Source organism: Paenibacillus sp. sgz302115 (genome assembly GCF_056120445.1).
Genome location: NZ_JBVYOK010000009.1, coordinates 249,805 through 261,554, shown reverse-complemented (window position 1 = coordinate 261,554; position 11,750 = coordinate 249,805). Strand labels below are relative to the sequence as shown.

Below are 11,750 nucleotides of genomic sequence, written 5' to 3'. Positions count from 1 at the left end.
CTTCCTACTGGGAAGCGAGAGGGCTGAAAAGTTTGCTTTCACGTTATCTGGAGCTTTGTTAACTTTTGGAACCGCCGTATGCGGACCCGCATGTACGGTGGTGTGAGAGGACGGGGGCCTACCGCCCCCTCCTACTCGATTCGCCCAGCACGAGCGTCATCTATAGGGTGAGGAAAGCAGGGCATGAGAAGGAGGGGCTCAGTGCCCTCTCATGCCTTCACAGCGGCGCAGTGGTGCATTTCAGAAGTGTGAGTCCAAACCCAGCTTAGCGGCCCCGCAGGACTCCCGTACAATCAATTCCGGCTCGACAATGAAGGAGCTTGCGCCGGATTGGCTGTTAATGAGGTCATACAGCATCAGTGCGGCTAGCCGCCCGATTTTCTCTTTGTTTTGCCTGATCGTGCTCAGCGGCGGCGTTGTATAATTGCATGCTTCGATATCATCGCAGCCGATAAGCGCAAGTGTCCCGGGAACCGAAATAGCGGCTTCTTTAAGCGCGCGGAGCGCTCCGATGGCAAGCTGGTCGGAGGCTGCGAAGATCGCCCGGGGCAATTGCCCGGCGGCAATCATCCGGCGCATCGTTTCATAGCCGCTGGCCTCAAAGAAATTTTCCCCGTTCAGGAACCAACTCTCATTGATCTGCAGCCCCAGATCCTCGATAGCTTTGCGGTAACCGCTCTCGCGCATATTGGAGATATCCGATTCCAGGGTGCTGCCGATATAGCCCAGTTCACGATACCCCAGCAAATAGAAATGCTCGACGACCTTGGAGGACATCTTGAAGTTATCCGACATGATATAACCGGAGTTGCGGCCGGACAGCTTCATATCTACCCCTATGCAAGGAATTGTACTGTTATCGAGCTGGCTGATTGAGGACTCCAGCTCTTGCCCGGAGATGAGCACACAGCCGTCTACATTGTAATGCCGGCAGCGGGCCAGATAATCGTTATTGCCGCCGCTTTGGAACTTTTCGTTAGAGAAGAAGACGAGGTCGTAGCCGAGCTGCCCCATTTGTTTTTTGAAGGAATTCAGGACTTCGATAAAAAAAGGGTGGGTGAAATCAACATTCAGCATACCGGCAAAGATGACACCAATCAGGTTAGAGGATTTGGTTGCCGACGTTTTAGCCGAGTTGGAAGGGCTATATCCGGTCTCCTTGATGATCTGGAGCACTCTGGTCCGGGTATCTTCCGAAATATCACTGTAGTTATTGATGATTTTGGATACTGTCGATACCGAAACCCCGGCCATTTTCGCTATATCTTTTATATTATAGGCCATGAAAGGTCCCCCTTAGGATAAAAAGCAGCTCTTTAAAGGTAAAAAGAAAGTTGTGATAGCTGATTCGAATTGATTCGGAATAAATAATTACGAAACAGTTTCGTTAAATATTCTATAGGTTTGGAAGAAAGTAGTCAATGGAATATTTCAGCGATTTCAGTATAAATAATGTGAAAAATTCGCAAAAAAGCCCGGAAATCAATTATCAAAAATACTTTACAAAGATAATTAACGGTGTAATAATGAAAAAAAACGAAACCGCTTTCGATCGAATTGCCGGAGGGTTTCGTAATTTTTTACGAAATAGGTGTTTCGTAAAGGTGCTATATTGTATCGGCTTCGCTGAGTGCGCTGTACACCTTCATTCAAAAGTACATTGTAGACGGTGCGCTTCTGGCGCGCAGTTAAAGCGTAAGCTGCAGCAAAAATGAGAGGATGAATACAGTGAATCGTAATCAAATCAACGGATGGAACTTCACCGGCAAGGATGGGGAGTTCAGGCTGCAACAGCCGGATCACAGCAGCTTTTTATATTTTCCGCTGGTAAATGAAGCCGGCATGATGTCATCGGTGACCCCGAAGCTTCATGGACAGGCGGCTTCCGGCCATAATACGTTTTTGACCCCTCCGTTATCGGTGGAGGATTTGCATAATTCCCGCGCCTCCCGCAATTTCTGGGTATACGCTGAGGGAAAGGGAGCGTGGTCGGCCTCCGGAAATTCAGCCAGGCAAAATGCGGCTGTCTATACCGGGCATGCTGACGAAGCGGTTCTGGAGGCAGGATTTCTCTGGCACCGGGTAACCCGCAGCAACACAGAGGTGGGGATCACAGCCGAAATTATCAGTTTCGTGCCATGCAGCAATGACAAGGCAGAGCTAATGAAGATTGTTCTTACAAATACGGGAGATGAGACGCTTGTCCTAACGCCGACAGCCGCAGTTCCGCTTTATGCCCGGTCGGCAGACGATGTGCGGGATCACCGGCATGTCACCTCCCTGCTGAACCGGACCTATACGTCAGCATATGGTGTGGAGGTTCAGCCGGCTTTGTCGTTTGATGAGCGCGGCCACCGCGTGAACCACACCTCTTATGGTGTATTCGGGGCGGAGGGGGACGGCAGCAGGCCGGCCGGCTTTTTCCCGGTGCAGGAGGAGTTTATCGGAGAAGGCGGAAGCCTGGACTGGCCTGAAGCTGTCGTGCTGAATGCTCCTCCCGCTGTCCAAGCAGGCGGAGGCGTGCAGAGCGAGGGGTATGAGGCGCTGGGCGGAATCCGGTTTGCGCCTGTTTCCCTGCAGCCCGGAGACAGTCATGCTTATGTCGTGGTGATGGCTATCGGGGATGACAGAATAGACGTGCCTGCACTGATGGGGAAATACGGATCAGCAGTGGCGTTTGACCGCTGTCTGGAGGAGAATAAAGCATTTTGGTCCGATAAAGTGAACACGGTGCAGTTTCATACCGGTGATCCGCAGGCGGATCAATGGATGAAATGGGTGACCCTGCAGCCTGTGCTTAGAAGACTCTACGGCAACTCCTTCCTGCCGTATCATGACTATGGCAGAGGCGGACGCGGCTGGCGGGATTTGTGGCAGGATTGTCTGGCACTGCTTATTATGGAACCGGCGGAAGTACGGGGGCTGCTCCTGAACAATTACGCCGGCGTGAGAATTGACGGCAGCAATGCGACCATTATCGGCCAGCAGCCGGGTGAGTTCATTGCCGACCGCAACAATATCCCGCGTGTATGGATGGACCACGGTGCCTGGCCGTTTCTGACAACCCAATTGTATCTGGACCAGAGCGGCGATCTGGATTTCCTGCTGCAGGAGCAGAGCTATTTCCGCGACACCTTTATGAGCCGCTGCCGGGAACGCGACACTTCCTGGGATGAGTCTTCTGGCAATTATCTTAGAACCGCTGCCGGGGAGGTCTATAAAGGCACCATACTGGAACATATCCTGCTGCAAAATTTGGTGCCGTTCTTCAATGTCGGCGAACATAACAACATTTTGCTGGAAGGCGCCGACTGGAATGACGGGCTGGACATGGCGGCAGAGCGGGGCGAAAGTGTAGCTTTCACAGCTTTCTACGCCAGCAATCTGCTGGACATCTCCCGCATGCTGCGCACTCTTAAGGAGCGCAAGGATCAAGTGACAATGGAGCTGGCGGAGGAAATGCTGCTGCTGCTGGATTCACTTGGCGAGTGTGTGGATTACGGTTCTCCAGCAGGGAAGCTGGAGCGGCTGAACAGCTTCTACGCCGCTGCGCCTAACAAGGTAAGCGGAATTCGTGTGGCTCTGGACACGGAGCGGGTGGCAGAGGATCTGGCGCAAAAGGCAGAGTGGATATTCAACCATTTACGCCGCAATGAGTGGGTGCAAAGCGAACACGGCGACGGATGGTTTAACGGTTACTACAACAACGACGGGGAGCGGGTAGAGGGAGAATTTGCCGAAGGCACCCGCATGACGCTAACGGGCCAGGTATTTCCGATTTTGGGCCATGCCGCAGCGCCGGAGCAGATTTCGCACATCATTGCTGCGGTGGAACGCAATCTGCTGGATGACAAAATCGGCTACAGGCTGAACTCCCGGTTCGGGGGCATTCAGCAGAATCTGGGCCGCGCCTTCGGCTTCGCTTTTGGCCATAAAGAAAACGGGGCGATGTTCAGTCACATGACTGTTATGTATGGAAATGCGCTCTACAAACGCGGATATGTAAACGAAGGGCGTAAAGTACTGGAATCGTTGTATACGCTCAGCGCCGATTTTGCAACCAGCCGCATCTACCCCGGAATTCCCGAGTACATCAACGAGCAGGGCAGAGGGCTATATACTTATCTAACAGGCTCGGCAAGCTGGCTGCTGTTGACCATGGTTAATGAGGTGTTTGGGGTGAAGGGCCGCCTTGGGGATCTGCTGCTGGAACCGAAGCTGGTCCGGGAGCAGTTTGATCAAGAGGGGAAAGCCTCGATTAAGACGATCTTTGCAGAACGTGAGCTGGAAGTGGTCTATAAGTCCACAGGAAGCTCCGATTATGGTAAGTACCAAATACACTCCGCCACCCTGAACGGCAGCGAGGTGACGCTTCAGCGCGTCTCAGGGGGCATTATTATCCCACGGCAAGAACTGGAGTCACTGGCTACAGGGGAATGCCATTTGATTGAAGTGACATTGGCATAACCCCGGGAAGATCCAATCTGAGCGCCTGCACCGCTGCATACGGCGGGTGCAGGCGCTTTTTAGAAATAGAAAGAAAGGACGCGTCATTTATGGGCTACAAGCTGTCAAATGGTATTCTGACCGTCGACATTGCCGATGTTGGAGCGTATAACGGCTCCAGGTTCGATTGGACGGGGTTTATTACACAGGTAACACTAGAGCAGGGAAAACATACATTTTGCGTGCCGGAAAGTCTGGTTCCGGGAGAGGGCAGCGGGGGGATTGGCCTATGCAACGAGTTCGGCATTTCCCGGGCAATTGGATATGACGAGGCACCGGTAGGCGGATGGTTTCCGAAGCCCGGTGTAGGACTCCTGCAGAAGCAGAACCGCGACCCGTACAACTTTGCACATGATTACAAGGTGCAGCCATTCACTACCCAAGTAGAAGGAGACACTCATGCAGTCACATATACCGTCCAGACCATGGAGTGCGCCGGTTATGGCATGCGTTTGACCAAATCTCTTTCCTTGTGCCAAGATCAATTAAAGATTGCTTATGAGCTGGAAAATACAGGAACTAATCCTATCCAAACCGAGGAGTACATTCATAACTTCATCGGAATTGACGGTAATAAGACAGGAAAGGATTATGAACTCCGGGTCCCGGGCATTCTTGCAATAGAAGCAGCAGAATCGGATTACACCACTAACTTATTGCAGGTATCGGGAGATAGACTAGGCTGGAGGGAAGAGCCGGATCGGCCATTTTATTGCATGCTGGGTGGCTGGGAGCAGGCGGAAGCCGGGTTCAATTGGGAACTGCTTCATAAGCCGAGTGGAACGGGAGTGCGAGAAAGCGGGGATTTCCGGGTAGCCCGGATGGCTTTATGGGGAGAGCGGCATGTAATTTCTCCTGAAGTTTTTGTGAACATCAGCCTTTTACCGCGTCAAAGCGAGTGCTGGTGCCGGATCTATCAGTTTTTCACCTCTTCATGAGCCCTGATCTTACCTCCCATGTGAATAATTATACTTGATGGTGTGTAAGAATATTGCTATCATATGCATATCCATATTCGTAGGAGAGAAAGGGTGGGGAGCAAGTTGAGCAAGAGAGCATACAATTTTAACGCTGGTCCGGCGGCATTGCCGCTTACAGTACTAGAGCGTGCACAAGCGGAGTTTGTTGATTTCCGGGAAAATGGAATGTCTATTATGGAGATGTCGCATCGCGGGGCGGTATACGAATCCGTGCATAATGAAGCTCAGGAACGTCTGCTTAAGCTCCTCGGCAATCCTGAAGGCTACAAGGTTCTGTTCGTTCAAGGCGGGGCAAGCACCCAGTTCGCCATGATCCCGATGAACTTCATCTCGGAAGGCCAAGTGGGCAGCTATGTAATGACAGGAAGCTGGGCAGACAAAGCCCTCAAGGAAGCCAAGCTTCTGGGAGGCGCGCATGTTGCCGCATCGTCAGAGGACAAGAAGTTCCTGGCGATTCCTGAGCTGAGCAGCATCAAGCCTGCGGACAATGCGGCTTATCTGCACATTACTTCGAATGAGACCATTGAAGGCACCCAATATGCGGAGTATCCGGATTCCGGTTCGATTCCGCTGATCGCCGATATGTCCAGCGACATTCTGAGCCGCAGCTTTGACGTGAATCAGTTCGGACTGATCTATGCCGGTGCACAGAAGAATCTCGGTCCTTCCGGTGTAACTGTGGTGATCGCCAAGGAAGAGCTGCTGGCAAAGTCGCCTTCAACGATTCCGACCATTTTGCGGTATGACACACATTACAAGAACAACTCTCTGTACAATACTCCGCCATCCTTCTCTGTATATATGGTCAATGAAGTGTTAAAATGGATTGAGGAGCAGGGCGGACTGGCTGGCATTGAAGTCAAGAACCGTGATAAAGCCGGGCTTCTGTATGATCACATTGATGGCAGCGACGGATTCTACCGCGGGGTTGCAGAAACTGGCAGCCGCTCGATTATGAATGTTACGTTCCGTATGGAATCGGAAGAGCTGGAGAAGAAATTCGTCAAAGCAGCCGAGCAGGAAGGTTTTATTGGACTGAAGGGTCACCGCAGTGTAGGAGGCTTGAGAGCTTCCATCTACAATGCCGTTCCTTACGAGAGTGTAAAGGCGCTGTCTGATTTCATGAAGCATTTCCGGCAAACTCAAGGTTAATGAATGTAAATTTCTAGACCTTCCGCCTGTTGGCGGAAGGTTTTCTGCTTTGTACGCAGCTCAAGCCTATAGAGAGGAAGTTAACTTATTATGGCACTACACATTGTGCTGGTGGAACCGGAGATTCCGGCTAACACCGGCAATATCGCCCGTACCTGCGCGGCTACAGGCACTCATCTGCATCTGGTGCGTCCACTCGGCTTCCGTACGGACGATGCCACACTGAAGCGGGCGGGCCTTGATTATTGGCATGCCGTTCATATTGAATATCATGACTCCTTCGGGGAAGTGCTGGAGAAGTATGCCGAAGGCCGCTTTTTCTATGCAACAACCAAGGCAGAGAAACGTTATACTGATTTTGCGTTCCGGGATGGAGATTTCTTTGTATTTGGCAAAGAGACCAAGGGCTTGTCTGCGGAGATTCTCGAAGCCGGCAAAGAAACGACGATGCGCATGCCGATGAGCGAGGCGGTTAGATCGCTTAATTTATCCAATTCTGCGGCGATTATTGTCTATGAAGCGCTGCGTCAGATGGATTTCCCACAACTTTTCTAAAAGAAATCACGAATTTTTGATTTTTTCAGCAGGATTCGACATTTTGGTAACGAAATAGTAGATTAGTGCCGAAATAAGTAGTAGATACTAATTTTTGTTGAACAGGAGAGTGTAAGTTAGATATGAAACCTGCTGGCGTAGTTAGAAAAGTAGATCAGCTGGGTAGAATTGTTCTGCCTAAGTCCCTGCGTAAAAGGTACCAAATGAATGAAGGCGATCCTGTGGAAATTCTGGTGCAGGGCGATCACATCATTCTGGAGCGTTACCGTCCGAAATGTGTCTTTTGTGGATCAATGGAGGGCGTAAGCGAATATAAAGACCGTTATATTTGTGCTGAATGCCTGACCGAAATGACTCAATTGCCAAGACACGCCTAAGTAAACGCAGTGCATTCCCCGAGAATGTGCGCAAGAGGCAACTTGTACATATGAAAGGCAGCAATCGGCGTCCTCTTGGGGAATGCCCATAATAGCAGGCTTTTCTGTAAAAAGTGGGCTATAGCCAAAAAAAGGGAGCGCCGCACATCAGTGCGGTGCTCCTTTCATTAGAAGTATTCTGAGTCACAAGCCTTTGGTCTTGTCGTCATTGTAGGAAGAAGTAAGAATGCCGGTCAGAAACAGCAGAAACACTAAAGTGATGATCCAAAAAGTCAAGGAGAACGACATGCTGGCACCTCCATGAGTAGCTGTATTCGTTTTCCTGATTATAATACATAATGATCACTTGAAAAAGAGAAAACTGGTAGGAACCCGGCGCAAATTTCCATCTGACGGATCGTTAATGACTCTGCCCTTGAAGATGAGGGAAGAAGAGCCGCCGCCATCCAGATTATAAGCATCAATGACACCCATGTTATACAGCTTGTTCTGAAGCTCCTCCAGCGTAGCGCCTGAGTTGCCGTTCTCATTATAGCCGTCCGCGACCATAATCAGCAGTTGATCGTCCTTGTACTTGCCGATAACCGTGCGCGGTGCGCGTTTGGGGGATAGCTGCCATTTGGCAGGGATCGCTACTTTATTGCTGTTCTTCAGCAGGACCGGCACAAAGGTTGCGCCGAATACCGGCTGGAGCTGATCAAGCTGCGACTGGCTGTAAAATTTGCCGCCGATTAGCTGGCCCGATTTGTTCAGGCCGACAAAGCTGAGATCCTTATAGCTGGATTCGAAGCCATACACATACTCTCCGCCGACTATCGTTGTGGAAAGAGGGTAACGCTTGCTGCCTTTATCGGCAAATCCGCCAGCGTTGATGCCGGCAGTCGCGCCATAGCGGCTCACGGCCTGCAGTGTGGTCTCGGCTCCGCCTGTACCATCGCCGGCCAGACTCATTTTCATAGCCGCAGGGTCCTTCAGCTTGATCTTTAAGGCATGAGCTGTATAGCTTCCGGGATTAAGCCGGTAGAGTTCAATCGTAATCCGGTCGGTGCTCACAATATCGGCGGGTATTCCCAGTCTCGAGGAAATCCGGCGGTTGTAGATCCGCTCCGGGCGTGCGGCTTGGGTTTTGGCTGTATTCACCAGTGCATTCATGGCATTCGTAGTTTTCTTGTACAGCTTGGCACTGGTGCCTATGGAATCAATGGTGGTGGAGGCTGCAGCTTGCGCCGTAATCAGATTCTTTTGCAGCGCGGCTGTTTCCTTGACAGGCCCGGGGGCGGCAGCGAATTGGCCAATATTCATATTCAGTTCAAGCGGCGGCTGATACCACCACAAGCAGAGCAGCAAGCCGAAGAACGGCGCGGTCAGAATCATGAAGAAGCGGTTGACTCGTTTGACCGGCGTCATCATTTCAGCAGATCCATTTCTTTTTGCAGTGCGGCGAGCTGCTTGCGGACTTCGCTAAGCTGCGTATACAGCTTGTTGCTGTTGTCTGTCTTGTTGCTGGCATTATCTTTGGTGAAGGTAAGCAGCTCGTTAAAGGTCTGCACAGTGCTCTGCAGCTCCTTCACCTGATCGGAGAGAGCGGTGATTCGCGATTCATAATCGGTCTTCAAAACGGTAAGCTGCTGCTGGCTTTGAGTGCCAAGCTCGTTTAGCACTTGCTCTTTAAGATGGTTGGTGTAGCTGTACACGGCATAAAAGCCGAGCCCGATCATCAAAATCCAGAACAGTAAAAACCATTTTACGGAAGATCGGTTTCTCGCTGCAGTACGGCGCGAGTGTACCGGTGTCGATTCCGCTAGCGGTTGCATTTGATCACCTCAGGCATATTTTTATCAAGCTCCCATTCTATCAGACTTTTACAATTTTCGCAAAAGTGAAAGTACCTATGAAAACATGAAAAAGTGATTGCATCCTATCAAACTACTGCGATACAATTTCTATAGATTGGAATATCTGATGGACGTATTCAAGGTAAAAGAAGGAAAATCGGACAAGACATCATACATCCTTGCTTGCGTGTTGAACAGAAACGCTATAGCGTTCTCTATTCTGGGTATATTATATAGACAGCAGGAGGTCTGGGCATTAATGAGGAAGGTTTGGCGGGTGGTCATCGTGGGATGTTACCCCACAAGTATGCTGGGTACGAAATTGATTTTGGAGGAAGGAGGGGAGCTTGAGGTTGTCGGGATGTTATCCACTTGGAGCGATGGTGTTGGCAGTATAAGGGAGACGCAGCCGGATTTGGTGCTGACGGATTATCAGATGCCGGAGGGAAATGTGGAAAGTGTGCTGCAGGAGATGAAAAGAAGCTCGCAAGGCTCCCATTTCATCGTTATGACGGAGGAGGAAGACAGAGACTTGTTCCAGCCGCTGATTGAGCTGGGGGCGAGCGGTGTATTATCCAAAGGGGCTTCCTCTGGTCAACTGCTGCAGATGATAAACGGCTTGCGCGAAGGGTTCCTCTCGATACCGCTGGATTGGATAGAAAAAGGCTTTCGTCCGATTGCGTCCTCACGGGGGCTGGACGGGCTGCTGCAGCTGACTCAGACCGAAATGTTCATAATGGAACGGATTGTTCAGGGAATTACATACGATAAAATTGCTCTTGAGATTGAGGTTAGCCGCCGTTCCATCGACAACTATCTTCGCAAGATTTATGTGAAGCTGGAGGTGTCCACGCGGGCGCAGGCTATTGAGAAATTCGCTCTTTTCTCCAGACAAAACAAGCAATTGTACGCATAGCCCCTGCATAACGACATATTGCCGGCCGGCAAGGAATATTCTTGGTACCAGGGAAAGGGGGAAGCGTATGAAATATGAGTTTTCTGCCCGCGCACATACATTGAACTCTTCACCGCTTCTGAGTATACGTAAAGAGACGCGCAGAGGGACGCTGATCTCACTTGCGGAGGAGCTGCCGGCAGAAGAATTGTTTCCGCTGTCGCTGCTTGCAGAGACGGCTTCCACGGTTATCTCGGCAGATGCCGGGGCGCTGCAATACGGTGATCCTGAAGGGTATGGTCCGCTGCGGGAATGGTTGACCGGAGATTGGCTGAAGGCCAAAGGGGTAGCTGTTGCCGATGGCGGAGTTCTGCTGACAACGGGAAGTCAACAAGCGATTGATTTGCTGTCCAGGGTATATGTTGACCCCGGAGACCGTGTATTGGTGGAAAATCCGACATCTCCGGGTATTCTGCAAGCGCTGCGGATGCAGGGTGCCGTAATTATCCCGGTTCAAGGGGACCGGGACGGACTGCTGCCGGATCATCTGCGCACGCAAATCCGCCAGCACCGGCCCAAGATGCTGTTTGCCGCGCCGAGCTTTACGAACCCGAGCGGAATTCTCTGGAGCCTTGCAAGGCGCAAGGAAGTGTTGGAGCTGTGCACCGCGCATGATGTGCTGATTGTCGAAGATGATTCCTATGGCGATCTGCATTTTCAGAGATATGCCGAACGTCCGTCGGTGAAATATCCTTCGCTGTATGCGCTGGAGAATGTCAGCGAAGGTGGACATGTGCTCTACATCGGCTCTTTCAGCAAAACGGTCGCGCCTGCGCTGCGGACGGGCTGGGCAGCGGGCAGCCGCGAGCTGATCGGCATGATGGCCGCTGCGAAGCAGATGGCCGACTGGCAATCCAGCTCCCTGAACCAGCGGCTGCTGCACCATCTGCTGGATGTGACGGCCTTCGATCTGCGCGAGCATATCGCGCTGCTGAACCGCGAATACAACACCCGCCTGAAGCTCATGGCTGAGCTGCTCAAGCGTCCGGCCTGGAAGAACAGCAGCTATGATCTGCCGACAGGCGGCATGTTCCTGTGGGTCTCGCTGCCGGAAGGGCTGGATGCGATGGCACTGCTGAAAGCCTCGCTGGCCAAAGGCGTAGCCTTCCTGCCCGGACCGCTCTGCAGCGTGAGCGGTGGCACTGGACGCATCCGCCTCAACTTCAGCCATCCGGGCAGGGATGAGCTGCTGCTGGGCATGAATCTGATGAGCGAGGCAGTCACAGAATTCACGGCACGAAGCTGAACCGGGCAGATTAATCATTTGAATTTTCTCAAAAGCTGTGTTAGGCTGTTGTTAATTAAATCGTCCTTAAACACATCGTTTCTGGATTGTTACTGGCCGTGCCAGGCAAAACCTAAACTGATGGTGAACCATTTTGAGCCTTTG

The 11,750-nt window shown here is 51.5% G+C and carries 10 protein-coding genes; 7 read left to right on the top strand and 3 right to left on the bottom strand.

What is annotated here, in order from left to right:
* Window positions 1–240: 240 nt before the first annotated feature.
* Entirely contained in the window at window positions 241–1,284 is a 1,044-nt protein-coding gene (locus tag AC0LWN_RS18655) for a LacI family DNA-binding transcriptional regulator (protein WP_474667895.1), read from the bottom strand.
* A 444-nt stretch (window positions 1,285–1,728) separates the two neighbouring features.
* Between AC0LWN_RS18655 and AC0LWN_RS18650 the strand changes: the two genes are divergently transcribed.
* The 5 genes from AC0LWN_RS18650 (at window position 1,729) to AC0LWN_RS18630 (ending at window position 7,570) form a co-directional block, all read left to right on the top strand.
* Window positions 1,729–4,467 carry a GH36-type glycosyl hydrolase domain-containing protein gene (locus tag AC0LWN_RS18650; protein WP_474667893.1) on the top strand — a complete coding sequence of 913 codons (2,739 nt, stop codon included), beginning with the start codon at window positions 1,729–1,731 and terminating at the stop codon, window positions 4,465–4,467.
* An 89-nt stretch (window positions 4,468–4,556) separates the two neighbouring features.
* A complete protein-coding gene (locus AC0LWN_RS18645; RefSeq protein WP_474667891.1) occupies window positions 4,557–5,444 on the top strand; it encodes a hypothetical protein in 888 nt (295 codons plus the stop codon).
* A 63-nt stretch (window positions 5,445–5,507) separates the two neighbouring features.
* Window positions 5,508–6,638, top strand: coding sequence for a 3-phosphoserine/phosphohydroxythreonine transaminase (gene serC, locus AC0LWN_RS18640; protein WP_474667889.1), 1,131 nt, complete (start codon window positions 5,508–5,510; stop codon window positions 6,636–6,638).
* 90 nt (window positions 6,639–6,728) lie between these two features.
* The gene (gene trmL / locus AC0LWN_RS18635; RefSeq protein ID WP_458964894.1) at window positions 6,729–7,193 is read left to right on the top strand and encodes a tRNA (uridine(34)/cytosine(34)/5-carboxymethylaminomethyluridine(34)-2'-O)-methyltransferase TrmL; all 465 of its coding nucleotides are present in this window, start codon (window positions 6,729–6,731) and stop codon (window positions 7,191–7,193) included.
* A gap of 122 nt (window positions 7,194–7,315) precedes the next feature.
* Window positions 7,316–7,570, top strand: coding sequence for an AbrB/MazE/SpoVT family DNA-binding domain-containing protein (locus AC0LWN_RS18630; protein WP_019912259.1), 255 nt, complete (start codon window positions 7,316–7,318; stop codon window positions 7,568–7,570).
* Window positions 7,571–7,912: 342 nt separating this feature from the next.
* Here AC0LWN_RS18630 and AC0LWN_RS18625 read toward each other — a convergent pair whose 3' ends face one another.
* Together AC0LWN_RS18625 and AC0LWN_RS18620 are read right to left on the bottom strand one after the other, a co-directional pair.
* A complete protein-coding gene (locus tag AC0LWN_RS18625; RefSeq protein ID WP_474667887.1) occupies window positions 7,913–8,980 on the bottom strand; it encodes a phosphodiester glycosidase family protein in 1,068 nt (355 codons plus the stop codon).
* Window positions 8,977–9,384: a hypothetical protein gene (locus AC0LWN_RS18620; protein ID WP_474667885.1), complete on the bottom strand. Its 408-nt coding sequence runs from the start codon at window positions 9,382–9,384 to the stop codon at window positions 8,977–8,979. The genes AC0LWN_RS18625 and AC0LWN_RS18620 overlap by 4 nt, the downstream gene beginning before the upstream one ends.
* Before the next feature lie 280 nt (window positions 9,385–9,664).
* Here AC0LWN_RS18620 and AC0LWN_RS18615 point away from each other — a divergent pair, with 280 nt between their 5' ends.
* A complete protein-coding gene (locus AC0LWN_RS18615; protein ID WP_474667883.1) occupies window positions 9,665–10,321 on the top strand; it encodes a response regulator transcription factor in 657 nt (218 codons plus the stop codon).
* A 67-nt stretch (window positions 10,322–10,388) separates the two neighbouring features.
* On the top strand, window positions 10,389–11,606 hold the full coding sequence (locus AC0LWN_RS18610; RefSeq protein ID WP_474667881.1) for an aminotransferase-like domain-containing protein: 1,218 nt from the start codon (window positions 10,389–10,391) through the stop codon (window positions 11,604–11,606).
* Window positions 11,607–11,750 lie beyond the last annotated feature (144 nt).

Bases quoted from the DNA above. Each gene is read 5' to 3' on its own strand.
- trmL (WP_458964894.1), top strand. From the start codon at position 6,729: ATGGCACTACACATTGTGCTGGTGGAACCGGAGATTCCGGCTAACACC.
- AC0LWN_RS18655 (WP_474667895.1), bottom strand. From the start codon at position 1,284: ATGGCCTATAATATAAAAGATATAGCGAAAATGGCCGGGGTTTCGGTA.
- AC0LWN_RS18610 (WP_474667881.1), top strand. From the start codon at position 10,389: ATGAAATATGAGTTTTCTGCCCGCGCACATACATTGAACTCTTCACCG.
- AC0LWN_RS18615 (WP_474667883.1), top strand. From the start codon at position 9,665: ATGAGGAAGGTTTGGCGGGTGGTCATCGTGGGATGTTACCCCACAAGT.
- AC0LWN_RS18625 (WP_474667887.1), bottom strand. From the start codon at position 8,980: ATGATGACGCCGGTCAAACGAGTCAACCGCTTCTTCATGATTCTGACC.
- serC (WP_474667889.1), top strand. From the start codon at position 5,508: ATGCATATCCATATTCGTAGGAGAGAAAGGGTGGGGAGCAAGTTGAGC.
- AC0LWN_RS18630 (WP_019912259.1), top strand. From the start codon at position 7,316: ATGAAACCTGCTGGCGTAGTTAGAAAAGTAGATCAGCTGGGTAGAATT.
- AC0LWN_RS18620 (WP_474667885.1), bottom strand. From the start codon at position 9,384: ATGCAACCGCTAGCGGAATCGACACCGGTACACTCGCGCCGTACTGCA.
- AC0LWN_RS18645 (WP_474667891.1), top strand. From the start codon at position 4,557: ATGGGCTACAAGCTGTCAAATGGTATTCTGACCGTCGACATTGCCGAT.